This is a genomic window from Pseudomonas sp. UMAB-40 (genome assembly GCF_900095275.1).
GTDB classification, from domain to species: domain Bacteria; phylum Pseudomonadota; class Gammaproteobacteria; order Pseudomonadales; family Pseudomonadaceae; genus Aquipseudomonas; species Aquipseudomonas mandelii_B.
This window is the reverse complement of the sequence record NZ_LT607569.1, coordinates 123,529-146,050: the sequence shown is the minus strand read 5'-3', so window position 1 is coordinate 146,050 and position 22,522 is coordinate 123,529. Positions and strand designations below refer to the sequence as shown.

23 protein-coding genes are annotated in these 22,522 nt (G+C 60.3%); 15 read left to right on the top strand and 8 right to left on the bottom strand.

Going from position 1 to position 22,522, the window contains the following annotated elements; genetic code table 11:
* The first annotated feature begins 120 nt into the window (after nucleotides 1-120).
* The 8 genes from livH to K0F88_RS24395 all read left to right on the top strand — a co-directional run bounded on the left by livH (nucleotide 121) and on the right by K0F88_RS24395 (nucleotide 6,498).
* Complete coding sequence (gene livH / locus K0F88_RS24430; protein ID WP_219096865.1) at nucleotides 121-1,044, top strand: high-affinity branched-chain amino acid ABC transporter permease LivH; 924 nt, start codon at nucleotides 121-123, stop codon at nucleotides 1,042-1,044.
* Nucleotides 1,041-2,297 carry a high-affinity branched-chain amino acid ABC transporter permease LivM gene (locus K0F88_RS24425; RefSeq protein ID WP_219096864.1) on the top strand — a complete coding sequence of 419 codons (1,257 nt, stop codon included), beginning with the start codon at nucleotides 1,041-1,043 and terminating at the stop codon, nucleotides 2,295-2,297. Before livH ends, K0F88_RS24425 begins: the two co-directional genes overlap by 4 nt.
* Nucleotides 2,294-3,061, top strand: a complete 768-nt coding sequence (gene livG, locus K0F88_RS24420; protein ID WP_109628305.1) for a high-affinity branched-chain amino acid ABC transporter ATP-binding protein LivG — start codon at nucleotides 2,294-2,296, stop codon at nucleotides 3,059-3,061. The genes K0F88_RS24425 and livG overlap by 4 nt, the downstream gene beginning before the upstream one ends.
* The gene (locus K0F88_RS24415; RefSeq protein WP_083374874.1) at nucleotides 3,062-3,763 is read left to right on the top strand and encodes an ABC transporter ATP-binding protein; all 702 of its coding nucleotides are present in this window, start codon (nucleotides 3,062-3,064) and stop codon (nucleotides 3,761-3,763) included.
* Nucleotides 3,764-4,059: 296 nt separating this feature from the next.
* On the top strand, nucleotides 4,060-4,368 hold the full coding sequence (locus K0F88_RS24410) for a DUF2282 domain-containing protein (RefSeq protein ID WP_010462585.1): 309 nt from the start codon (nucleotides 4,060-4,062) through the stop codon (nucleotides 4,366-4,368).
* Between the two features lie 26 nt (nucleotides 4,369-4,394).
* On the top strand, nucleotides 4,395-5,249 hold the full coding sequence (locus K0F88_RS24405; protein ID WP_219096862.1) for a DUF692 domain-containing protein: 855 nt from the start codon (nucleotides 4,395-4,397) through the stop codon (nucleotides 5,247-5,249).
* Nucleotides 5,246-6,007 (top strand): DUF2063 domain-containing protein, encoded by a 762-nt coding sequence (locus K0F88_RS24400; protein ID WP_094468780.1) that lies wholly within the window; start codon nucleotides 5,246-5,248, stop codon nucleotides 6,005-6,007. Before K0F88_RS24405 ends, K0F88_RS24400 begins: the two co-directional genes overlap by 4 nt.
* Nucleotides 6,004-6,498: a DoxX family protein gene (locus tag K0F88_RS24395; RefSeq protein ID WP_219096861.1), complete on the top strand. Its 495-nt coding sequence runs from the start codon at nucleotides 6,004-6,006 to the stop codon at nucleotides 6,496-6,498. Before K0F88_RS24400 ends, K0F88_RS24395 begins: the two co-directional genes overlap by 4 nt.
* A gap of 8 nt (nucleotides 6,499-6,506) precedes the next feature.
* On the opposite strand, the gene K0F88_RS24390 is transcribed toward K0F88_RS24395, so the two are convergent.
* Nucleotides 6,507-7,445 (bottom strand): LysR family transcriptional regulator, encoded by a 939-nt coding sequence (locus tag K0F88_RS24390; RefSeq protein WP_219096859.1) that lies wholly within the window; start codon nucleotides 7,443-7,445, stop codon nucleotides 6,507-6,509.
* A 105-nt stretch (nucleotides 7,446-7,550) separates the two neighbouring features.
* Between K0F88_RS24390 and K0F88_RS24385 the strand changes: the two genes are divergently transcribed.
* The 3 genes from K0F88_RS24385 (at nucleotide 7,551) to K0F88_RS24375 (ending at nucleotide 10,571) form a co-directional block, all read left to right on the top strand.
* A complete protein-coding gene (locus K0F88_RS24385) occupies nucleotides 7,551-8,150 on the top strand; it encodes a short chain dehydrogenase (RefSeq protein ID WP_219096857.1) in 600 nt (199 codons plus the stop codon).
* A gap of 59 nt (nucleotides 8,151-8,209) precedes the next feature.
* A complete protein-coding gene (locus K0F88_RS24380) occupies nucleotides 8,210-8,863 on the top strand; it encodes a COG3650 family protein (RefSeq protein WP_094468784.1) in 654 nt (217 codons plus the stop codon).
* Nucleotides 8,864-8,957: 94 nt separating this feature from the next.
* Nucleotides 8,958-10,571: an NAD(P)/FAD-dependent oxidoreductase gene (locus tag K0F88_RS24375; protein ID WP_219096856.1), complete on the top strand. Its 1,614-nt coding sequence runs from the start codon at nucleotides 8,958-8,960 to the stop codon at nucleotides 10,569-10,571.
* A 134-nt stretch (nucleotides 10,572-10,705) separates the two neighbouring features.
* On the opposite strand, the gene K0F88_RS24370 is transcribed toward K0F88_RS24375, so the two are convergent.
* Nucleotides 10,706-11,803: a PLP-dependent cysteine synthase family protein gene (locus K0F88_RS24370; RefSeq protein WP_219096879.1), complete on the bottom strand. Its 1,098-nt coding sequence runs from the start codon at nucleotides 11,801-11,803 to the stop codon at nucleotides 10,706-10,708.
* A 247-nt stretch (nucleotides 11,804-12,050) separates the two neighbouring features.
* Here K0F88_RS24370 and nhaA point away from each other — a divergent pair, with 247 nt between their 5' ends.
* The 3 genes from nhaA (at nucleotide 12,051) to K0F88_RS24355 (ending at nucleotide 14,812) form a co-directional block, all read left to right on the top strand.
* Nucleotides 12,051-13,238, top strand: coding sequence for a Na+/H+ antiporter NhaA (nhaA, locus tag K0F88_RS24365; protein ID WP_219096854.1), 1,188 nt, complete (start codon nucleotides 12,051-12,053; stop codon nucleotides 13,236-13,238).
* A gap of 120 nt (nucleotides 13,239-13,358) precedes the next feature.
* Nucleotides 13,359-14,549 carry an S-type pyocin domain-containing protein gene (locus K0F88_RS24360; RefSeq protein ID WP_219096853.1) on the top strand — a complete coding sequence of 397 codons (1,191 nt, stop codon included), beginning with the start codon at nucleotides 13,359-13,361 and terminating at the stop codon, nucleotides 14,547-14,549.
* Between the two features lie 11 nt (nucleotides 14,550-14,560).
* Nucleotides 14,561-14,812, top strand: coding sequence for a pyocin S6 family toxin immunity protein (locus K0F88_RS24355; RefSeq protein ID WP_219096851.1), 252 nt, complete (start codon nucleotides 14,561-14,563; stop codon nucleotides 14,810-14,812).
* A gap of 67 nt (nucleotides 14,813-14,879) precedes the next feature.
* Here K0F88_RS24355 and K0F88_RS24350 read toward each other — a convergent pair whose 3' ends face one another.
* Nucleotides 14,880-15,344 (bottom strand): glycine zipper 2TM domain-containing protein, encoded by a 465-nt coding sequence (locus K0F88_RS24350; RefSeq protein WP_084321772.1) that lies wholly within the window; start codon nucleotides 15,342-15,344, stop codon nucleotides 14,880-14,882.
* A 166-nt stretch (nucleotides 15,345-15,510) separates the two neighbouring features.
* Between K0F88_RS24350 and K0F88_RS24345 the strand changes: the two genes are divergently transcribed.
* Complete coding sequence (locus tag K0F88_RS24345) at nucleotides 15,511-15,747, top strand: hypothetical protein (protein ID WP_077749569.1); 237 nt, start codon at nucleotides 15,511-15,513, stop codon at nucleotides 15,745-15,747.
* 5 nt (nucleotides 15,748-15,752) lie between these two features.
* On the opposite strand, the gene pdxH is transcribed toward K0F88_RS24345, so the two are convergent.
* The 5 genes from pdxH to K0F88_RS32590 form a co-directional block, all read right to left on the bottom strand.
* On the bottom strand, nucleotides 15,753-16,400 hold the full coding sequence (gene pdxH, locus K0F88_RS24340) for a pyridoxamine 5'-phosphate oxidase (RefSeq protein WP_010462613.1): 648 nt from the start codon (nucleotides 16,398-16,400) through the stop codon (nucleotides 15,753-15,755).
* A 24-nt stretch (nucleotides 16,401-16,424) separates the two neighbouring features.
* Nucleotides 16,425-17,537 (bottom strand): OmpA family protein, encoded by a 1,113-nt coding sequence (locus tag K0F88_RS24335; RefSeq protein WP_219096849.1) that lies wholly within the window; start codon nucleotides 17,535-17,537, stop codon nucleotides 16,425-16,427.
* Between the two features lie 113 nt (nucleotides 17,538-17,650).
* Nucleotides 17,651-18,796: a serine hydrolase domain-containing protein gene (locus K0F88_RS24330; RefSeq protein WP_219096877.1), complete on the bottom strand. Its 1,146-nt coding sequence runs from the start codon at nucleotides 18,794-18,796 to the stop codon at nucleotides 17,651-17,653.
* Nucleotides 18,797-18,915: 119 nt separating this feature from the next.
* Complete coding sequence (locus K0F88_RS24325; RefSeq protein WP_219096847.1) at nucleotides 18,916-21,426, bottom strand: beta-galactosidase; 2,511 nt, start codon at nucleotides 21,424-21,426, stop codon at nucleotides 18,916-18,918.
* A 95-nt stretch (nucleotides 21,427-21,521) separates the two neighbouring features.
* On the bottom strand, nucleotides 21,522-22,522 hold a 1,001-nt coding region (locus K0F88_RS32590; RefSeq protein ID WP_306823154.1), incomplete at its 5' end, for a helicase C-terminal domain-containing protein.

Below are 22,522 nucleotides of genomic sequence, written 5' to 3'. Positions count from 1 at the left end.
AAACCGTCATCAGCGGTTCGCTGGCAAACCTCGCGTTCGAAGTGGATGCAGATCCACGGGGCTCGAGCGGGAAAATGACTCCACCAGTGAAATGCGTATCAGGTTTTTAGGAGCGCTGTAATGCCTGACATCTATCACTTCTTCCAACAGCTGGTTAATGGTCTGACCATTGGCAGTACGTATGCCCTGATCGCCATCGGCTATACGATGGTTTACGGCATCATTGGAATGATCAACTTCGCCCACGGCGAGGTGTACATGATCGGTTCCTACGTGGCGTTCATCGCCATCGCCGGGCTGACCATGATGGGACTCGACAGTGTTCCGCTGTTGATGACCGCCGCTTTCCTCGCGACCATCGTCGTGACCAGTGCCTACGGTTACAGCATCGAACGGATCGCCTACCGCCCCCTGCGCGGCAGCAACCGTCTGATCCCGCTGATCTCCGCCATCGGCATGTCGATCTTCCTGCAGAACACGGTTCTGCTGGCGCAAGACTCCAAGGACAAATCCATCCCCAACCTGATTCCGGGCAACATTGCTTTCGGGCCAGGTGGCGCACATGAAGTGCTGATTTCCTACATGCAAATCGTGGTGTTCGTGGTGACGTTGCTCGCCATGCTCGGCCTGACGCTGTTCATCTCCCGCTCTCGCCTGGGTCGTGCCTGCCGCGCCTGTGCCGAAGACATCAAGATGGCCAACCTGCTGGGTATCAACACCAATAACATCATCGCCCTGACCTTCGTCATCGGTGCCGCCCTGGCGGCCATCGCGGCAGTGCTGTTGAGCATGCAATACGGCGTAATCAACCCGAACGCCGGTTTCCTCGTCGGCCTCAAGGCCTTCACCGCTGCGGTACTGGGCGGAATCGGCAGCATCCCCGGCGCCATGCTCGGCGGGCTGGTGCTCGGTGTCGCGGAAGCGTTCGGTGCCGATATCTTCGGCGACCAGTACAAGGACGTTGTGGCGTTCGGCTTATTGGTTCTGGTGTTGTTGTTCCGGCCAACCGGCCTGCTGGGCCGTCCGGAGGTTGAAAAAGTATGACTAGGAATCTTAAACAGGCGTTGTTCAGCGCCTTGCTGGTGTGGGCGGTTGCCTACCCGGTACTGGGTCTGAAGCTGACCATCGTCGGCATCAACCTCGAAGTCCATGGCACCAGCACTGCAACGCTGATCACCATCGCCGTCTGCTCGGTCCTGATGTTCTTGCGTGTGCTGTTCGATCAGCAGATCAGTTCGGCCTGGCGTTCTTCGCCCAACATGCCGCTGATTCCGGCCAAGGCCAGTAACTTCCTGACCCTGCCGACCACCCAACGCTGGATCATCATTGCGTTGATCGCCGGTGCCCTGGTCTGGCCGTTCTTCGGCTCTCGCGGTGCGGTGGATATCGCCACCCTGGTGTTGATCTACGTGATGTTGGGCCTGGGCCTGAACATCGTGGTCGGTCTGGCCGGCCTGCTCGACCTGGGTTACGTCGGTTTCTACGCCGTCGGTGCCTACAGTTATGCGCTGCTGTCGCATTACTACGGTTTGAGCTTCTGGATCTGCCTGCCGATTGCCGGCCTGATGGCGGCCACGTTCGGCTTCTTGCTCGGCTTCCCGGTATTGCGACTGCGCGGTGACTACCTGGCGATCGTGACCCTGGGCTTCGGTGAAATCATCCGTCTGTTCCTGCGTAACCTGACCGGTCTCACCGGTGGCCCGAACGGCATCAGCAACATCGAGAAGCCAACGTTCTTCGGCCTGACCTTCGAACGTAAAGCCGCCGAAGGCATGCAGACGTTCCACGAGTACTTCGGCCTGGAATACAACTCGATCAACAAGGTGATTTTCCTGTACCTGGTTGCGCTGTTGCTGGCTCTCGGTGCGTTGTTCGTGATCAACCGTTTGCTGCGCATGCCGCTGGGTCGTGCCTGGGAAGCGTTGCGTGAAGACGAAATCGCCTGCCGTGCGCTGGGTCTCAATCCGACGGTCATCAAGCTGTCGGCCTTCACCCTGGGCGCCAGCTTCGCCGGTTTTGCCGGCAGCTTCTTCGCTGCCCGTCAGGGCCTGGTGACACCGGAGTCGTTCACCTTCATCGAGTCGGCGATCATTCTTGCCATCGTCGTATTGGGTGGCATGGGCTCGCAGCTGGGCGTGATCCTCGCGGCCGTGGTGATGATCCTGCTGCCGGAAATGATGCGTGAGTTCAGTGAGTACCGCATGTTGATGTTCGGCGCCTTGATGGTGCTGATGATGATCTGGCGTCCTCAAGGCCTGCTGCCCATGCAACGTCCTCACATGGAGCTGCGCAAATGAGCCGCGAGATCCTTAAAGTAGAAAACCTGAGCATGCGCTTCGGCGGCTTGCTGGCGGTCAACGGCGTGGCCCTGACCGTGAAAGAAAAACAGGTGGTTGCACTGATCGGCCCTAACGGCGCCGGCAAAACCACGGTGTTCAACTGCCTGACCGGTTTCTATAAGCCGAGTGGTGGCAGCATCCTGCTGGACGGCGAGCCGATCGAAGGCCTGCCGGGCCACAAGATCGCCCTCAAAGGCGTGGTGCGCACCTTCCAGAACGTGCGGTTGTTCAAGGACATGACCGCGGTCGAGAACCTCTTGATCGCGCAGCACCGTCACCTGAACACCAACTTCCTGTCCGGCCTGTTCAAGACCCCGGGGTTCCGCAAAAGCGAACGCGAGGCCATGGAATTCGCCGAGTTCTGGCTGGACAAGGTCAACCTTACGCAGTTCGCCAACCGCCCCGCCGGCACTCTCGCCTACGGTCAGCAACGTCGTCTGGAAATCGCTCGCTGCATGATGACCCGCCCGCGGATCCTCATGCTCGACGAACCGGCCGCCGGCCTGAACCCGAAGGAAACCGAGGACCTGAAGGCGCTGATCAGCATGCTGCGTGAAGAGCACAACGTCACCGTGCTGCTGATCGAACATGACATGAAACTGGTCATGAGCATTTCCGACCACATCGTCGTGATCAACCAGGGCACGCCTCTGGCCGACGGTACGCCGGAACAGATCCGCGACAATCCTGAAGTGATCAAAGCCTACCTGGGGGAAGCGTAAATGCTGCAATTCGAAAACGTTTCCACCTTCTACGGCAAGATCCAGGCGCTGCACAGCGTCAACGTCGAAGTCCGCCAGGGCGAGATCGTAACCCTGATCGGCGCCAACGGTGCCGGCAAGTCGACCCTGCTGATGACCCTCTGCGGTTCGCCGCAAGCCCACAGCGGCAGCATCCGCTACATGGGTGAAGAGCTCGTCGGCCAGGACTCGTCGCAGATCATGCGTAAAAGCATCGCGGTCGTGCCGGAAGGTCGTCGGGTGTTCGCCCGCCTGACCGTGGAAGAGAACCTGTCCATGGGCGGATTCTTTACCAACAAGGGCGATTATCAGGAACAGATGGACAAGGTTCTCGGACTTTTCCCACGCCTGAAAGAACGCTTCGCCCAACGCGGCGGCACCATGTCCGGCGGCGAACAGCAAATGCTCGCCATCGGCCGTGCGCTGATGAGCAAACCCAAGTTGCTGCTGCTCGACGAGCCATCGTTGGGCCTGGCACCGATCATCATCCAGCAGATCTTCGACATCATCGAACAGCTGCGCAAGGATGGCGTGACCGTGTTCCTGGTAGAGCAGAACGCCAACCAGGCGCTGAAAATTGCCGACCGCGCCTACGTTCTGGAGAACGGCCGGGTGGTGATGACCGGCACAGGGGAAGCACTGCTGACTGATCCGAAAGTGCGCGAGGCGTATCTGGGGGGTTGAGTCTTTGCGGTAAATAAAAAACGGCCTTCTGGCCGTTTTTTTGTGCCCGCCATAAACCCGCTAACGGTGAAAATTCCCTGTGGGAGCGAGCTTGCTCGCGATGCGATATCACATTCACCAGAGATGTTGGATGACCCACCGCTATCGCGAGCAAGCTCGCTCCCACAGGGATTAGGGTGTTTTGAGGTTTTTTAAAAAGTTTTGCACTGGGCTGTAACGCATCGCGATGACCTCTCTCTAGAGGGGTAAGCCAGCACAAACGCGGCTTACCCAAACTCAAACAACGGAGAAACATCATGACTGCTACCACCCGCACCCTGTCCGCCACCGCCCTCGTTCTGGCCCTTGGTTCTGCGCTGAGCATGGCCGCTGTCTCCACCGTCCAGGCCGCCGACAACAGCAACATGGAAAAATGCTTCGGCGTGGCCATGAAAGGTCATAACGATTGCGCCGCAGGTGCAGGCACCACCTGCGCCGGTACTGCCAAGATGGACCACCAGGCAAACGCCTGGAAACTCGTTCCAAAAGGCACTTGCGCCACTACCGAAAGTAAAACCTCGCCGACCGGTTTCGGTCAGATGGAAGCCTTCAAAGCCAAAGCCTGATCCGCCTCCCAGCCTGAGTGTCGACCATGAACAATTCACCGTTCGGGCTCCCGCCCCGCTCCGGGCTGGGGCTCAAGACCGGGCACTTGCGTGAAGTGCTCGGTTCACAACCGGACATCGGTTTCTTCGAAGTCCACGCCGAAAACTACATGGTGGCCGGCGGCCCTTTTCATCACTATCTGGGGTTGATCCGCGAGCAGTATCCGCTGTCGCTGCATGGCGTTGGCCTGTCCATCGGTGCCGAAGGTCCGCTGGACATTCAACACCTGCAACGCCTTACCGAGCTGATCGAACGCTACCAACCCCACTCCTTTTCCGAACACCTGGCCTGGTCCAGTCATGGCCCGGTGTTCCTCAATGACCTGCTGCCACTGGCCTACGAAAACGCCACGTTGAACCGCGTCTGCGAACACATCGACCAGGTGCAAACCACACTCAAACGCCCAATGCTGCTGGAGAACCCGGCGACGTACCTGGCGTTCAAGCGCTCGACCATCGATGAAGCCGACTTCATCAGCGAAGTCATTCGCCGCACAGGCTGCGGGCTGTTGCTGGACGTGAACAACGTTTACGTGTCGAGCATCAATCATCAACGCGATCCTTTGGCCTACATCGATGCCCTGCCCCTTCATGCCGTCGGCGAGATTCATCTGGCCGGATTTGCCGAAGACACCGACAGCCTCGGTGACCGCCTGCTGATTGACGATCACGGCGCGCCCATCGACAACGCTGTGTGGGCGCTGTATGTGCAAGTGCTGGAGCGCGTCGGGCCAATGGCAACGCTGATCGAACGCGACAATCAGGTGCCCGCCTTTAGCGTGTTACACGCCGAAGCGCGTCAGGCCGATGAGTTGTTGCGGTGCGCCGAGGTCCGGACATGAGCAATCACGCCGATTTCGCCGCCGCCCTAATTGATCCGGAGCGGCCCTGCCCTGATGGATTATTCAGCGCCAATGGCGCCGATCCGGCCAGCCGTTTCGCGGTGTATCGCAACAATGTACAGAGCTCGCTGATCAACGCGCTGGCGGACAGTTACCCCGTGGTTGTGCAGTTGGTCGGCGATGAATTCTTCCGGGCCATGGCCGGTGTTCATGTGCAAGGCACCCCGCCCCGCAGCCCGTTGATGAATGACTACGGGCATGATTTCGCAGACTTCATCGAAGGTTTTGCGCCCGCCGCCAGCGTGCCTTATCTGGCGGATGTCGCCCGATTGGAGCGCCTGCGCGTCATCGCGTATCACGCGGCCGATGCGCAGCCCCTGGGGCATGAGCAGATCGCTGCCGCACTGGTCGACCCGCAAGCCCTGAGGGACCTCACCGTCGAACTTCATCCCTCCCTCAACCTGCTGGATTCGGCCTTCGCCGTGGTAGCGATCTGGGCCGCGCATCAACAGGAAGCGACGCTGGCGGGGATTGACCTGAACCACGGACAACACGCGCTGGTATTGCGCAATGGCCTGGACGTTGAAGTGTTCGCCATCGATCAAGGTGCCAGTGCGTTCATCCAGAACCTGCAAAACGGCCAGTCACTGATGCAGGCGCTGGAAGCCGCCCCCGCTTTCGACCTCAGCCAAACCCTGGCGCTGCTGATCAGCCGCAACGCCGTCACTCACTTGCATAACAACAAGGTATCGCCATGAATATCCGCACCGAATCACAGAACCCCATCGTTCGCGCCATCGCGTTGCTGGAGATGATCCCCCACAGTCTGATTGCGTTTATCGCACGTTTCTCGATTGCGGCGGTGTTCTGGAAGTCCGGGCAAACCAAGGTTGAAGGCCTGGCCATCGACCTGATTGACGGTTCCTTCCAGCTTGGCGTGCCGCATCTGGCGGACTCGACCATCCCGCTGTTCCAGAGCGAATACCACGTGCCGCTGCTGTCCCCGGAACTGGCGGCGCACCTGGCCGCCTTCGCCGAGCATGTCTTCCCGATGCTGATCCTGATCGGCTTCGCCACGCGGTTTTCGGCGCTGGCCTTGCTGGGCATGACCCTGACCATTCAACTGTTCGTGTACCCCGACGCCTACCCGACCCATGGCACTTGGGCAGCGGTGCTGCTGTACCTGATGACGACCGGGCCAGGGAAATTGTCGATCGATCATCTGATCGCCCGACATTTCGCCCGGTAAACACACTCCTACAACGGGTTGGATGTGAGCGGCGAATGTTGGAGACGCGCCAAGGCCTCGCCGCTGCGTTTGAACCAGTCGATGAGATAGTCCGCCAACACCTGCGTGCGTTTCGGCAGGCCGCCCTGATAAGGATGCACCAGGTACATCGGCATGCTCCGCGTCTGATAATCGCGCAGGAGCCAGCGCAATCGCCCGTCAGCCAATTCCGTTTGCAGCAGGTAAGAAGGCAACCGCGCAATGCCGGCCCCCGCCAGCGCTGCTTTTTTCAACAGGCTGTAGTGATTGCTGGCAAACGGACCCGACACCCGCACCCGCAGCAACTCGTGCTGCTGGTGATACAGCCATTCTTCGCGACCGCTGTAATGGCTGTTGAGCAGGCAGCGATGGTCGGCCAACGCCTGGGGCGTCTTCGGCTCACCGTACTGTTCGAGATAGGCCGGGCTGGCGCAGGTCATTTCGTGCCAGGCCAGCAGCGGTCGGGCGACCAGTCGTTGGTCATTGGCCACCTCGGACCGAATGGCCAAGTCAAAACCGTCACGGGACAAATCGTGAAAGCTGTTGTTGAGGTCCAACTCAATCTGCACCTCGGGATATTGGCGGGAAAACTCCAGCAACAAGCCATCGAAGAAGGTCTCCCCCAGCGAGACCGGAACCGTCATGCGTATAGGCCCGGCCATGTCGTCCTTCAACCGGGCCAACGCCTGACGCGCCTTCTCGACTTGAACCACCAGCGCCTGGGCTTGAGGCAACAGCGCCGCGCCCGCTGCCGTCAAACTCAAACGGCGGGTGGTGCGTTGCAGCAGGACCACGCAGAACCGTGTTTCCAGCAAGCTGATGCGCTTGGACAACTGCCCCTTGCTGCAGCCCAATTGCTGCGCCGCCAGGGTGAAACTGCCCGCTTCGATCAACACCGCAAACGCTGCCAGATCATCCATCTCGCTCATGGATTGTTTCCATTTGAAAACCAAAGGTTGCCTATTAGCGCGCTTATCAACGAAAAAAACCACTCTAGACTGCAACCTCGTTCAACCACTTCGAGGAACAGCACGATGAAAATTCTTTTGATAGGCGCAGGTGGCACCATCGGTTCAGCGGTCGACAAGGAACTGTCCCAGCGGCACGACATCATCCGCATCGGCCGTAACAGCGGCGATTACCATGTGGATATCAGCGACAGCGCCTCGATCCGCAAACTCTTCGAGCAAACCGGCAAATTCGATGCGCTGGTCTGCGCTGCCGGCAACGTCACCTTTGCACCGCTGAATGAAATGAGCGAAGAAAGCTTTGCGCTGGGCCTCAAAGACAAGCTGATGGGCCAGGTCAACCTGCTGTTGATCGGCCGTGAATTCGCCAATGACGGCGCCTCGTTCACCTTTACCACCGGCGTGCTCAGCCACGACCCGATTCGCAGCGGCGCCTCGGCGGCATTGGTCAACGGCGCGCTGGACAGCTTCGTGCGTGCGGCGGCCATCGAACTGCCTCGCGGCTTGAGGGTTAACTCGATCAGCCCGACCGTTCTGCTCGAAGCCATGGGCAGTTACGCGCCGTACTTCCGGGGCTACAAGCCGGTTCCCGCAGCGGATGTAGCATTGGCCTACGCCAAAAGTGTGGAAGGCCTGCAAACAGGCCAGACCTTTCACGTGGGCTAAACCCTTGTGATGAACGGTCAGGCTGCGTAACGTGGCGGCACTTGTCTGGAGAGCCAAAGATGCGTGTTGCCCGTTCCTTAGTCCTTGTTGCCCTGCTTCCGCTGTTTGCCGCCTGCCAATTGTTTGATGGCCCGCGTGAAAGCGCCTCCCACGTGGGCCAGACCCGCATGCAGGGCCAGTTGACGGCGGCGGACGGCAAATTGCTGTTCCAGCCGTGCAATGAGCAGCGCAGTTATGTGGTCAACGACACCGGCGGCACCAGCGTTCTGCAAGAGGCCGCGACCCTCGCCGATGCTCAGGGCAAGCTGTTCGCCGACGTGCGTGGGCGAATCGTCGACAGCCGCCTTGATCTTGAGCAACTGTACCGCGTCGAACGATCGGGTACTGCCTGCGACGATCCCAACTTCAAATTGCTGATCCTGCGCGCCGCCGGCCACTCGCCGGAGTGGAACGTCAAGGTCAGCGGTAAAGGCATGGTCATCGACCGTGCCGGCCAGCCGCCCCTGGCTGTGCCCTACGTTGAAGAACAGCTGGGCGATGGCCGTTTCAATCTCAGCACCGAAGCCAATAACCAGCACATCGAACTGTGGGTCGCGCCGCAACGTTGCGTCGACAGCAGCACCGGCAGCGTCCAGCACATGAGCGCCGAGCTGCGCATCGATGGCCAGGTGCAACGCGGTTGCGGGTATTTCGGCAGCTCACGTAACGACTGATCGTTTTTGCCTCACGGGACCGGCGTTTGGGGCTTATAATCGCCGCCTTCAAACGCCTTGGCGCAGTTGTGCGCCCCGCGAACCGGATCCTGTCATGTTACGAATCACCGAACTCAAGTTGCCGATCGACCATCCCGATGAAGACCTGCGCCCTGCCATCGTGCAGCGCCTGGGCATCGCCAGCGATGACCTGCTCGATTTCACCTTGTTCAAGCGCAGCTACGATGCGCGCAAAAAGTCCTCTGAACTGTGCTTCATCTACACCATCGACCTCACCGCCAGGGATGAGGCCGCGTTGCTGCACAAATTCGCCGATGACCGTAACGTCAACGTGGCACCGGATGTCAGCTACAAAGTGGTCGGCAAGGCGCCAGCTGATCTTGAGCAACGTCCTGTCGTCGTGGGTTTTGGTCCGTGCGGGATTTTCGCCGGGCTGCTGCTCGCGCAAATGGGCTTCAAGCCGATCATCCTCGAGCGTGGCACCGAAGTGCGCCAGCGCACCAAAGACACCTGGGGCCTGTGGCGCAAAAGCGTGCTCAACCCAGAATCCAACGTGCAATTTGGCGAAGGCGGCGCGGGTACGTTCTCCGACGGCAAGCTCTACAGCCAGATCAAGGACCCGAAATTCATCGGTCGCAAAGTCCTGCACGAGTTCGTCAAGGCCGGCGCGCCGGAAGAAATCCTCTACGTCAGCAAGCCGCACATCGGCACGTTCCGTCTGACCGGCGTTGTGGAAAACATGCGCGAGCAGATTCGCGCGCTGGGCGGCGAAGTGCGCTTCCAGCAGCGGGTTACCGACGTGCTGATCGAGGACGGCCAACTGGTCGGCGTCGAGCTCAATGGCGGCGAGCAGATTCACTCCAAACACGTGATTCTTGCCTTGGGCCACAGCGCCCGGGACACCTTCCGCATGCTTCACGGCCGTGGCGTGTTCATGGAAGCCAAGCCGTTCTCGGTGGGTTTCCGCATTGAACACCCGCAGTCGCTGATCGACCGCGCACGCCTGGGCAAGTACGCCGGTCACCCGAAACTCGGGGCGGCCGACTACAAACTGGTGCACCACGCCAAGAACGGCCGTTCGGTCTACAGCTTCTGCATGTGCCCGGGCGGCACCGTGGTGGCGGCGACGTCTGAGCCGGGCCGCGTGGTCACCAACGGCATGAGCCAGTACTCGCGTAACGAGCGCAACGCCAACTCCGGGATCGTCGTCGGGATCACCCCGGAAGTCGATTACCCGGGCGGCCCGCTGGCGGGTATCGAGTTGCAGGAACGCCTGGAATCCCACGCCTTTGTGCTGGGCGGCAGCAACTACGAAGCGCCGGCGCAACTGGTGGGCGACTTCATTGCGGGCAAGCCGTCCACCGAATTGGGCAGCGTTGAACCGTCCTACAAGCCAGGCGTTGCCTTGGGTGATCTGGCGCTGGCCCTGCCCGCGTTTGCCATCGAAGCCATTCGTGAAGCCTTGCCGGCGTTCGAAAAGCAGATTCGCGGTTACTCGCTGCATGACGCGGTGTTGACCGGGATCGAGACGCGCACCTCGTCGCCGCTGCGGATTACCCGTAACGAGTCGATGCAGAGCCTAAACGTGAAAGGTCTGTTCCCGGCGGGCGAAGGCGCAGGTTATGCGGGCGGGATTCTGTCGGCGGGTGTTGACGGGATTCGGATTGCGGAAGCGGTCGCCCGGGATATCCTCGGACTCGAGGCCTGATCGGTATTTCCTGACACACCAAAAAACCCTGTGGGAGCGAGCTTGCTCGCGATAACGGTAGACCATTCAACATCTCTTTTGAATGTCCAGCCGCCATCGCGAGCAAGCTCGCTCCCACATTGGTTTCTGGTGTGTCAGATATTGGCGCGCAGCACGGTGTCCGGTAGCGGCTCGCCGCGTTCGGCACTCGCCGCGACCACCTCCATCAACCCACCCAACTCATACCCTTGGGCCTTGAGCCAGTCCTGATCGTAATAGCTGGTCTCATACCGCTCGCCGCCGTCACACAGAATCGCCACGATCGATCCCGACTCCCCCGCCGCCGCCATCTGCCCCGCCGCCATCAAGGCGCCGATAAGGTTGGTCCCGCTCGAGCCGCCGACACGTCGCCCCAAATGCTGCGCCAGGTAATGCATGGCCGCCAGCGACAAGGCGTCCGGCACTTTGACCATCGCATCAATCACTTTGGGCAGGAACGACGCCTCGACCCGTGGCCGGCCAATCCCTTCGATCCGCGAACCGTGGTCCAGTCGCAGGCTGGCATCACCGGTCTTGTAGTAATCGAAGAACACCGAACGCTCGGCATCGGCGCACAACACGCGGGTGCAATGCTGGCGATAACGCACGTATCGGCCCAACGTCGCGGTGGTGCCACCGGTGCCAGGGCTGGAAATCAGCCAGCTCGGTTCCGGATGCCGTTCGAAACGCATTTGCTGGAAGATCGACTCGGCGATGTTGTTGTTCGCCCGCCAGTCGGTGGCGCGTTCGGCGTAGGTGAACTGGTCGATGAAATGCCCGTCATGTTCGCGGGCCAGGCGCTCGGACTCGGCGTAGATCTGGGTCGGATCGTCGACCAGGTGACTCTTGCCGCCGTAGAACGCGATCTGCGCGATCTTCTCTTTGGACGTGGTCGCCGGCATCACTGCAATGAACGGCAAGCCCAGCAGCCTGGCGAAGTAAGCCTCGGAAATCGCCGTCGAACCGCTGGACGCTTCAATCACCGGCGCGCCGGGCTTGAGCCAGCCGTTACACAAGGCATAGAGGAACAACGAGCGCGCCAAGCGGTGCTTGAGGCTGCCGGTGGGGTGGCTGGACTCGTCCTTGAAATACAGCTCGATGCCCGGAAAACCCGGGAGCGGCAAAGGGATCAGGTGGGTGTCGGCGCTGCGCTGGAAGTCGGCTTCGATGATCCGGATGGCTTCGCGGGCCCACTGTCGGTTGTCGCTCATGATGGTTTTCTCGTTGAATCGGACAAGAGTCGGCCTTGTCGCAAGGCTCAGCCAACAAGCTTAGGAAAAATCCCACGCTACGCACAGATACAGCTGAGACCCAATACGTCTGGCAACTGCTAGGCTCAGATCCGTGCCGCCCCTTCGCGCTGTAACGGCATATAACAAAAAAGAATATAACTTTTGTTTTAACAACTAACGGTACGGGTTAGGGTGTGCCACCTTTTTGATTATTCGATGGAGAGCGACCTTGCCTCTGCGTAGCACTTTCACGCGTTTCTTTCAGTTGGAAGCTGCCAGCGGTCTGTTATTGATCGCCGCGGCAGCCCTGGCTTTGATCATCAACAACTCCCCGTTGTCGTGGCTGTACAGCAGTTTCCTGGAGACGCCGGTGGTGGCGCAGGTCGGTGCGCTGCAAATCGCCAAACCGGCGCTGCTGTGGATCAACGACGGCCTGATGGCCCTGTTCTTCCTGCTGATCGGCCTGGAAGTGAAGCGCGAAGTCCTTGACGGTCAGCTGTCGAAACCTTCGCAGATCGTCCTGCCCGGCGCGGCAGCGATTGGCGGCATGGTGGTTCCGGCGCTGCTCTACTGGTTTCTCAATCGTGACAACCCGGCCGCCCTGAGTGGCTGGGCCATCCCGATGGCCACCGACATCGCCTTCGCCCTCGGCGTCCTCGCCCTGCTGGGCAAGCGCGTGCCGGTGTCGCTGAAACTGTTCCTGATGACCCTCGCGATCATCGACGACCTCGGCGCCATCATCGTCATTGCAATCTTCTACTCCGGCACCCTGTCGACGCTTTCGCTGGCATTGGCCGCCTCGTGCATCGTCGCCTTGATCGCGATGAACCGGCTCGGCGTGGTCAAGCTCGGGCCGTACATGATCATCGGCTTGATCCTGTGGGTCTGTGTACTCAAGAGCGGTGTCCACGCGACGCTGGCCGGTGTGACCCTGGCGTTCTGCATCCCGTTGCGCACGAAAAACGCCGAGCCGTCGCCGCTGCTGACCCTCGAACACGCCCTGCACCCGTGGGTGGCCTACGGCATCCTGCCGCTGTTCGCCTTCGCCAACGCCGGTTTGTCTCTGAGTGGCGTGACCATGGAAAGCTTTACCCACCATGTGCCGATGGGCATTGCCGTGGGCCTGCTGCTGGGCAAAACCCTCGGTGTGTTCGGCCTGACCTGGCTGGCCGTGAAAATCGGCATCGCCGCCCTGCCCCAAGGTGCCAACTGGGGACAGGTATTGGGTGTCGCGATCCTCTGCGGGATCGGCTTTACCATGAGCCTGTTTGTCGGCTCCCTGGCCTTCGAGCCGGGCGTCAGTGAATACGCCGGGATGGACCGGATGGGCATTTTGACCGGTTCGATTCTGGCGGCATTGATCGGATATGCGGTGACGGCGGCAGCGAGCCACAAGCGCAACGCGCTGCCATCCTGAGTGATAGAGAACACTCTTAACGACATTCAGGATTCGTCCTACAGCCACGTTTGACCTCGTTCGTTAACGTCGCACAGCCCCTTGTTTGGGGCTGTCGATGTACGAACGCAAGGAAGATCAGTGGCTGGAAACAAGGAAGTCCCCAGGGTTAAAAACCCACCGTCCGGCGACGGACATCACGTCACTCACCGCTTCATGACGGCCACCGAACTGGCCGAGCGGGACGCCCGACAAAACGCCTACGACGCCATGCTTGCACGGCAAGACGCTTTCGAGCGCAGTCGCGAGGTCGTTGCCAAAAAGGACGAGTCCGTTCGCGCCGGATGCGTCTTCGCCAAGTCCTGCAAACTGCCGGACGCCATCATCGATTACTCGAATCCTTCGGGCATGGTGCCCACCGACAGCCTCAAGGATTACGGGGAAGTCGCCTGGCTGGGTGCCCGTGAAGCGGACGATACCGGGCTGCTGAATCTCCAAACCATCAGCGGCAGTACCGTCTCGCTCGGCATTGGCCGACTTGCACTGAGTGCTCCGTCGCTCGCTGCTCCGGTCGCGGCAATCGGTACAGCAGGGGCCACCGCATTGGCCACCGTGGTCGCGCTGCTCTGGACACCAAGCCTGGGCGACAGCGCGCTTTATACCGAAGATCAGTTGCGCGCTCTGAAACAGGCCAGGACCCGCGTTCGCTTGCAGGTCGAGCAACAGGCGGATGGCCGTCTCAAGGGTTATGGCTTCTACACCGGTAAGAACCGCGGTTGGGAAATGGTTGATGTTGTGCAGTTCTCGTTGCGCGGCAGTCAGCAGGTGGCGGATCTGGGGGATGGGGTTGAGCTGATCTGGACACCGGCTGTGGAGGGTTCGGACATCCTTGGAATTCCGGCGCTGAAGGCTGCTCCGCAAGCACCGCACATCTGGGTTTATCCGCCCACGAAACAGGCTGACAGCATCATCGTCGATCCGGTTTATCCGCCTGATTACAAGGATTTCATTCTTGTGTTTCCGGTGGGTTCGGGGGTAAATCCGGTTTATGTAGTGATGAGCATGCCGGGGGATCATAAGTACTACGATGATCCGGAAACCCTCCCAGGCTTCCCTGATGCATTACCCGTAAAACCGAAGGTTTCAGTTCAAGGTGGAGGTAAAAAACGAGCCCGATGGCTAGACCGCAGAGGCCGTATATATGAGTGGGACTCCAAAAGCGGTGCTGTAGAGCTTTACGATAAATTCGGAGTGCATTTGGGCGAATTCAATCACGTAACCGGCGAGCGAACCAAAAAGGCAAAGCCTGGTAGAAGAACCTCTAGAAACTGAAGAGAAAAATTATGCGCTATTTATCCATCACCGGTTTTTACCCTGATGAAAAACAAGATGATTCATTGCAGTTCCAACTGACCATCAAAGACTATGAAATGAACCAGGCATTGGCTCAATTGACCGAGTCAAAAAAGCTGGAAGAAATAGAGCCTGGAGAGCTGGAACTGACAGGTAATCAAATCCTACAGGTTGCAGAACTATTAGAAATCGACTTACCCGAGGGGTTGGAATATTTCATAGGCCCCCGCGCCGCGCCGTGACAATCCTTAACAAACAAAACCCCGACCAGTCACCCAGTCGGGGTTTTCTTTTACCGCTCGTTCCCGCTTAGTGCGAAACGCGGCTCGTCCCATCAACAGTAGCAATTCGTACCCGCTCGCCCACGCGGAACACTTCATTCTCCTGAACCTGCTGCACATAGGCGCGCATGCTGCCGTCGTCTTCGCGAACGGTGATTTCCACGCCCTGGGTGCGGGTCAGGCCTTCTTCTGTGGCTGAACCGAGCAGGCCGCCGGCCACGGCGCCGATGACCGCAGCGACGATGCTGCCTTTACCGCCGCCGATGGCGCTACCGCCGACACCGCCGACGACTGCGCCAGCTGCGCCGCCGATCGGGGTCTTGGTGCCTTCGATTTTGACCGGACGCAAGGATTCGATGGTGCCCATGCGAACGGTCTGCACACGACGCGCTTCGTCACGGGAATAGGAGTCACCGGTCAGGCTCGATTGGCAGCCGGTAAGCAACATCGCCATCGTGGAAAAGGAAGCAACCAGCAGAACAGACTTACGCATAGCATCAACTCCAAAGGACAGGTATTCATTAAACTCCGCAGCTTGACGCCTGTCACGGCATCGCCCGGATAAAATTGGTTTCATTCAGGCCTGGTACAGGCGCCTCGGAACTCACCACACAGTAGCGGCAAATCGAAAAATCTGCGCCACTGACCCAAGGATTTTCATGGATTACTTCATCATTGTCGTCACCACGGTCGCCGGTTTGTACTTCCACTGGTGGCTGTACGTGCGGATCAAGCGCTGGATGGATCGCGATCTGGCGTTGGCACTGGCGGGTAAAGACGAGCAGAAAAAAGCGTTCATGCTCGAGCAACTGGCAAGCGCTCAGGCGCAGAAGATCAAGCGCCGGGACCTGCCCCAGTGGCTTGAAGCCGCTGCGGCGGGCTATCCCGATCGGTAGACTGCTTAAGGTGCCAGACGTTCAAGAATCCAGTCGGCGCCTTGCAAACGGTAGTTGAGGCGATCGTGCAGGCGGCTCGGACGGCCTTGCCAGAACTCGATGCGCTCGGGTAGCAAGCGATAACCGCCCCAGTGTTCCGGGCAGTGTGGTTGGGTGTCGCTGAAACGTTGCTCTGTGTTCTTGAGCAGCGCTTCCAGTTCAGCACGATCGGCGATCACCCGGCTCTGGGGCGAAGCCCAGGCACCGAGACGACTGCCCAGCGGGCGGACCTGGAAATAGGCGTCGGACTCTTCAGCCGTGACCTTCACCACTCGCCCTTCGATGCGCACTTGGCGCTCCAGGGTCGGCCAGAAAAACGTCATGGCAGCGAACGGGTTCGCCGCCAGATGCTGGCCTTTGGCGCTGTCGTAGTTGGTGAAGAAGGTGAAGCCCTCTTCGTCCAGGCCCTTGAGCAACAGAATGCGGCAATGCGGCCGACCGTCCTGATCGACGGTGGCCAGGGTCATGGCATTGGCCTCCACCGGCGGTTGCTCGGTTTTCACCGCGTCCGCAAACCACTGATGGAACAGTCCGAACGGCTCGGCCGGGGCTTGCGCCTCGGTCAGGCCATCACGGGTGTAGTCGCGACGCATATCAGCCAGGCCCTGGGTCATGGCGCATTCCTTTTGGTTAACGAATTACTTTTTGACCGCATCGGCGGTAGCGACTTTCTTGTCAGCTGCAGCGGCTTTGGCTGGCGCTGTCTTTTTCGCCGGGGTTGCGGTTTTAGCCGGTGTCTTCTTGGCTGGAGCCTTGGCGGCTTTCTTGGCCGGAGCTTTTTTCACGGCGGGTACATCCGCTTTCTTCGCGGCTGGCGCAGGGGTAACCGGCTTGACCACTGGCTTGACGTCTTGGGCAGCGACCAGGCGCACTGGCGCCGGAGCCGGCATGTTGTACTTGCTCAGCAGCGCGACCATGGTGTTTTGCGGAGTCACCAGCAATTCCACGCGACGGTTCAATGCACGACCTTCGTTGCTGTCGTTGGCAGCACGCGGAGCTTCACCACCCATACCGCGCAGCATCAGACGATCACGCTGCAAACCGCTCAGACGGAAGATCGCGGCCACGGCTTGTGCACGTTCCTGGCTCAATTTCACGTTGGCCGGTGCGGCGCCCGAGGTATCGCTGTGACCCAGGACCAACACGGCGGTCTTTGGATCGACTTCAAGGATTTTCGCAACGCGAGTGAACGGGCCGAGGGTCACCGGCAGCAACATGGCCGGACGGTCCGGGTTGAATGAGCCTTCTACCGGAGCGGTCACCACCAGCACGTTTTCACGGCGTTCGAGTTGCAGGTTGCTGTCCTTGATGGCCTCGCGCAGGCGCGGCTCGTAATCGTCGAGCCAGGCTTGAGTGACTTTAGGGTCCGGCATCGGCACGGCTTTGGCGGTGGGTTGATCCTTACCACCGAACGGCCACCACCATTTGCCACCGGCATCGGCTTCAGCCTTGGCGACTTCGACAGGCTTGGCTTCGGGTTTTACGTCCGGCTTTTTGTCGAGCACTTCATCGGAGCCGAACGGCCAGTACCAAGGGTTGGAGCTTTCAGCTTTGGCCACTGGAGCCGCGGCGGCAGTTTTCAAAGGGGCTGGGGCTGGAGCTGGAGTTGGGGCCGGCTCTTTCGCTGCAACTTTGTCGGAGGAGCCGAATGGCCACCAGCTGCTGCCATCCGAATCATTTTGTGGGGTCTGTGCGCAACCGGTGATCGCGACACACAGGGCCAAGGCAAGGGTGGTTTTATTGAATGACATTGGATATCCACAAAAATGAAATCATAAAAAATCAGGCCGGCGTGACCGGATAAACAGACGCTTGGAAACCATAAAGGCCTTCGGGTTCCGGCCCTGGAGCCCGAGAGTGCGTTTTACAGACAAGTGGCCAGTACCCGCGCAAGCTTTTGCGCGCGCGGATCCATCAAGACGTACGGCCCCAGGGTATTTGTCACAAAACCGAAGGCCACATCGTGTTCCGGGTCAGCAAAACCGATGGAGCCGCCAGCGCCCGGGTGGCCAAATGCCCGTGGGCCGAGGCCATAGGTCGCATTGGGAACGTCCGGTTGATCGAGCATGCAACCCAGGCCAAAACGGGTCCGGGTCAATAAAGTCTTGTCTTCGCCAAGGCTGTGTTCACGGGTCAGCTCTTCGAGCATTTCGCTTTCCAGCAGGCTGCCATCAAGCAGGCCGGCGTAAAAACCAGCAAGGCTACGGGCGTTACCGTGGCCATTAGCGGCGGGTTGTTGCATCCGGCGCCATTCGGGTTTGTTGGTGCTGGTCATGATCGACGGCGGGTTGGTGAAGGCCCGGGTGGTCATGGCGGTCGGCTCGCGCATGGTTACTTGCAGCAAGCGCTGGGCCGCCGCATCGCCAACGTTGCCCTTGCCGCGGGCGATGTGCGCCACGCGGTGAAACTCTTCGTCCGCCAGGCCCACATGGAAATCCAGCCCCAACGGCTTGGCGACCCGCGCCACAATCGATGAGCCCGGCCCACGACCGTCGACACGCCGCAGCAACTCGCCTACCAGCCAGCCATAGGTGATTGCCGCGTAACCGTGGCCTTCGCCCGGTGTCCACCACGGCGTTTCGGCCGCGAGGGCATCGACCATGGTGTACCAGTCGTAGAGCGCTTCGGGTGCCAGCAACTCGCGCAGAGCCGGCAGACCGGCCTGATGGCACAGCAACTGGCGCAAGGTGACGGAGTCTTTGCCGGCGGCGGCGAATTCGGGCCAGTAGCGCGCCACCGGGGCATCCAGTTGCAGCTTGCCTTCGGCCACCAATTGCAGGGCGGTGACGGCGGTGAAGGTCTTGGTGCAGGAAAACAGATTGGCGATGGTGTCGCTGTGCCAGGCTTCAAGGCCATCCTTGTCGGCGGTACCGGCCCAGAGGTCGAGGACGGTTTCGCCACCGACCCGGATGCACAATGCCGCGCCACGTTCCTGAGGATCGTCGAACAGCGCCGCGAACGCTTCGCGTACTGATTCGAACTTAAGCTCGTAATGACCCTGAATCTGCACCCGCAACTCCCCGAAATCTACAAAGTGGTCCGCATTGTTCCAGCCCTTGGGGGATTTGGGAACAGGTGCGGGCTGGGCGGTGTACCCGCCCATAGAATTAATCAGAACCTTTGTGGCGATCAGTGGCCGTTAGCGGAATGCCCACCCGCATGGCCAGTCCCCTGCCCTGCGCCTTTGTCGGCATCACCTTTTTTGCCGCCCTCGCCTTCATGGCTGGCTTTGTCCGCTTCAGCCCCGGCCTTCGCGGCCTCCTTGCCCAACTGATCGACGGTCGCCAGGTTGCTCTTGCGCACGCTGTCGACAAAGCCCTGGAACGGCAGATCGGTAATGCCCACGAGGCCAAAGTGACCGTTCTCGCCATCCAGCAGACGTCCGGTCACCGGTTGATCGAGGTACTGGAACCAGTGCACACCAACGATCGACGGTTCACTCAGCGCCTGTTTGAGGAAGTTGGCATACGCCGGGCCACGGTCTTCTTCCTTGGCCAATTGCGTCACGCCGCCCCAAAACGGGCCGCGATCGGTGGAGCCGAAGTTGAACTCGGTGATCAGCACCGGTTTATCCAGGCTGCGCAATTTGGCGAAGTCATAGCCGTCTTGCGGTTTCAAGGTGTACAGGTTGAAGCTCAGCACGTCGCAATACTGCGCGCAGGACTCAACGGCTTCCGGGGTGCTGATGGCAAAACGACCGCCCAGCAGCAATTGGTTCGGCGCATGCCACTTGAGCGAATCGGAAAGGGTCTTGAAGTAGGTATCGGCGAAGACCTTCTGGAAGTATTTGAAATCAGCCTCGATTTCCGGGTGTTCGGCGCTCGGCAGCGGCGGCACGAAGCCCGGGTCTTCCATCAACTCCCAGGCCGGCAAGTCGATGCCCCAGGCCTTGGAAAGGCCGGCCTGATTGCGATACTTGTCGCGCAATTGCTTGAGGAACGCCCGTTTGGCCGGTACGTCGGTGGTCATTTTCAACGTGCCGTAGGCCAGTGCGTAACGGGCTTTCGGATCATCGCCGGGCCCGGCCCAGGCCAGTTCGTTGTCGGCAAAGTAGCCGATCAGCCACGGATCGTCGCGGTGGTCACGGGCGGCGATGGCCACGGCGCGTTCGGTGGCCATGGCGAAGCGTGGGTCGAACGGGTCGGGCATGCCGCCCCACCAGTCGGTGCCGGTGCTGATGCTGGCGTAATCGCCGACGATCGACAGTGGCAAGGTGTACGGCACACGGTCAGCATTGGCCAGCGCCGGAGCGCTCCAGTTGCCGACCGTGTTGAAACCCCAGGCTTGCAGGCGATCCAGGGTATGGCTGGCCCAGCGGTTTTCATCAACCACGGCTTTGCAGGGCTCGGCAGGTTTTTGCTCGACGGCTTTGGCGACGGTCGCTTCCTCTGCGCCGGTCTTGGCGGCTTCGGCGACGCCGGATTCGGCAGTCGTAGGTGCGACAGGTTGCTCGGCGGCCTTGTCGGCCGTGGCCTCGACCGCATCGGCCTTGGCCGCTTCGGCGACGCCGGCCTTGGTGTCGCTGCCCAGCCCGCACGGTTCTCCGTAAAGGCGCTGCAAATTGGCACCATAGAAATCGTACCAGCGACCGGCGTTATAACCACGGCCCTGATCGGCGCCGTTACCGCCACGGTTGTCACCTTCGCCATAATGGCTGGCCAAGGGTTCTTCCGGTTTTGGCAGGGATTCGAACATCCACTCGCGACCGGCGATGTAGGTCTGGCTGACGTCCGGGGTCACGGTGTTGACCCCCAGCGAATAGAACGGATGCCCTTCCGGGGTCACCAGGTACCAGCGACCGTCGCGCTTTTCAGTGCGGAAAAAGCCGCTGGCCTTGAACGCCGGGCCTTTGTTCCAGCCGCCGTACTTGTCCAGGGACAACTTCTGGCGCTCGGCGAGCCAGGTGTTGGTTTGTTGCTGTTCCTTGGCGACGGCGCTTTTCAGTTGCTCATCGCTACCGACTTTCTCCGGCCATTTGGCCCGGGTCGATTGACCGTAAGCGTCCACCAGGCCGCCGTAAGCCGCCTTGGTCACCGCTTCACCGTCCTGCACGCCGAAGCGCTCAAGCAGGATACTTTGGGCCACTTTCGGCTGATCCATCGACAGCGTGACCGACACCACCTGGCTGCGGTCCAGCTCACCGGCGCTGCTGGCCAGCAATACCCGTTGACCGTCAAACGTCATCGGCATCGGCGGCCCGGCCTTCATGCCCTGGCTCAGCGGTGAACTCGGTTGCAGCGGCACCAGCAGGGTCTGCGCCGGTCCGGCGGGCAAATCGACACGACTGATCAACGTCTTGCCATCGTTGCTCTGTATTTTCACGTACAGGGTCACGGCCCAGTCCATCGCGCTCTGGATGCGCAAGCTCATGACACCCGACTGCGACCAGTCCCAGGCCCCGGCTTGCGGGGTCAGACGCAAGGTCGGTTGCGCCACCGGGTTGAACGTCACCCGACGCAACACTTCGCCTTCGGCCGTTTGCTCCGCATTGGATTGCGGCAGGCTGGCATCCTGAGTCGCCACCTGGACCACATCGGCGGGGCGTACAAAGTTGAACAGCGTCTGTTGGCTGGCAGGGGCTGCCAGCAAAGGGGCTGAGAAGATCAAGGCGAAAACAGCAGGCAACGAACGGCGAATCATAGGAACGTGGTTCTCCCTGACGACCCTTATGGGCCAATGGAAAAGCGGTGGCTGAACGATAGACAACGCGGTGGGCTAAAAAGCCCACCGGTGTTTCAGGAAATTTCGCGACGGAATGGCGGCAATGCGTTGAGGATCGCTTTGCCATAACGCTGGGTGACCAGGCGCCGATCCAGCAGGGTGATGGTGCCTCGGTCTTCTTCGGTGCGCAGCAAGCGACCGCAGGCCTGGACCAGTTTCAGCGAGGCGTCCGGCACGGAGATTTCCATGAACGGATTGCCGCCACGGGCTTCGATCCATTCAGCCAGGGCTGCTTCGACCGGATCGTCGGGCACCGAGAACGGAATCTTCGCGATCACCACGTGTTCGCAATACGCACCGGGCAAGTCGACCCCTTCGGCAAAACTCGCCAGGCCGAACAGCACGCTGGAGTCTCCACCATCGACCCGCGCCTTGTGCTTGTTCAGGGTTTCCTGTTTCGACAGGTTGCCTTGAATGAACACTTGCTTGCGCCAGTCGCGGTCCAGACCGTCGAATACGTCCTGCATTTGTTTTCGCGAGGAGAACAGCACCAGCGTGCCACGCGAGCCTTCCACCAGTTGCGGCAGATCACGGATGATCGCTGCGGTGTGAGCCGGTGCATCACGCGGGTCGGCTTTCAGGTCCGGCACCCGCAGCACACCGGCGTCGGCGTGATGGAATGGGCTCGGGACCACGGCGGTCACGGCTTTTTTCGGCAGGCCGGCGCGCATGCGGAAACGGTCAAAGGTGCCGAGCGCGGTCAGGGTGGCCGAGGTCACCAGTGCGCCGTAGGCCACGTTCCACAGATTGCGACGAAGCATTTCCGCCGCCAGGATCGGGCTGGCATTGACCTCGATGTCGAACAGCGAACCGCTTTCGGCCAGGGTCAGCCAACGGGCCATGGGCGGGTTGTCTTCCGGGTCTTCGGCGGTGAACGCGACCCACAATTCCCAGTTGCCCGAAGAACGGGACAACAGGCTGCCGAACAGCGGATACCACTCTTCGGCCTGGTTGCTGGCGATGCCGATGTTGACCTCGCCGTCCATGCCTTCCTTGAGCAGTTCGGTGAGGCGGG

Coding starts and splice junctions, on each gene's coding strand:
- K0F88_RS24400 (WP_094468780.1), top strand. CDS start 5,246: ATGAGCAATCACGCCGATTTCGCCGCCGCCCTAATTGATCCGGAGCGG.
- K0F88_RS24335 (WP_219096849.1), bottom strand. CDS start 17,537: ATGTCATTCAATAAAACCACCCTTGCCTTGGCCCTGTGTGTCGCGATC.
- K0F88_RS24325 (WP_219096847.1), bottom strand. CDS start 21,426: ATGATTCGCCGTTCGTTGCCTGCTGTTTTCGCCTTGATCTTCTCAGCC.
- K0F88_RS24395 (WP_219096861.1), top strand. CDS start 6,004: ATGAATATCCGCACCGAATCACAGAACCCCATCGTTCGCGCCATCGCG.
- livG (WP_109628305.1), top strand. CDS start 2,294: ATGAGCCGCGAGATCCTTAAAGTAGAAAACCTGAGCATGCGCTTCGGC.
- K0F88_RS24410 (WP_010462585.1), top strand. CDS start 4,060: ATGACTGCTACCACCCGCACCCTGTCCGCCACCGCCCTCGTTCTGGCC.
- K0F88_RS24375 (WP_219096856.1), top strand. CDS start 8,958: ATGTTACGAATCACCGAACTCAAGTTGCCGATCGACCATCCCGATGAA.
- K0F88_RS24350 (WP_084321772.1), bottom strand. CDS start 15,344: ATGCGTAAGTCTGTTCTGCTGGTTGCTTCCTTTTCCACGATGGCGATG.
- K0F88_RS24380 (WP_094468784.1), top strand. CDS start 8,210: ATGCGTGTTGCCCGTTCCTTAGTCCTTGTTGCCCTGCTTCCGCTGTTT.
- K0F88_RS24390 (WP_219096859.1), bottom strand. CDS start 7,445: ATGAGCGAGATGGATGATCTGGCAGCGTTTGCGGTGTTGATCGAAGCG.
- livH (WP_219096865.1), top strand. CDS start 121: ATGCCTGACATCTATCACTTCTTCCAACAGCTGGTTAATGGTCTGACC.
- K0F88_RS24415 (WP_083374874.1), top strand. CDS start 3,062: ATGCTGCAATTCGAAAACGTTTCCACCTTCTACGGCAAGATCCAGGCG.
- K0F88_RS24355 (WP_219096851.1), top strand. CDS start 14,561: ATGCGCTATTTATCCATCACCGGTTTTTACCCTGATGAAAAACAAGAT.
- K0F88_RS24385 (WP_219096857.1), top strand. CDS start 7,551: ATGAAAATTCTTTTGATAGGCGCAGGTGGCACCATCGGTTCAGCGGTC.
- pdxH (WP_010462613.1), bottom strand. CDS start 16,400: ATGACCCAGGGCCTGGCTGATATGCGTCGCGACTACACCCGTGATGGC.
- K0F88_RS24345 (WP_077749569.1), top strand. CDS start 15,511: ATGGATTACTTCATCATTGTCGTCACCACGGTCGCCGGTTTGTACTTC.
- K0F88_RS24425 (WP_219096864.1), top strand. CDS start 1,041: ATGACTAGGAATCTTAAACAGGCGTTGTTCAGCGCCTTGCTGGTGTGG.
- K0F88_RS24405 (WP_219096862.1), top strand. CDS start 4,395: ATGAACAATTCACCGTTCGGGCTCCCGCCCCGCTCCGGGCTGGGGCTC.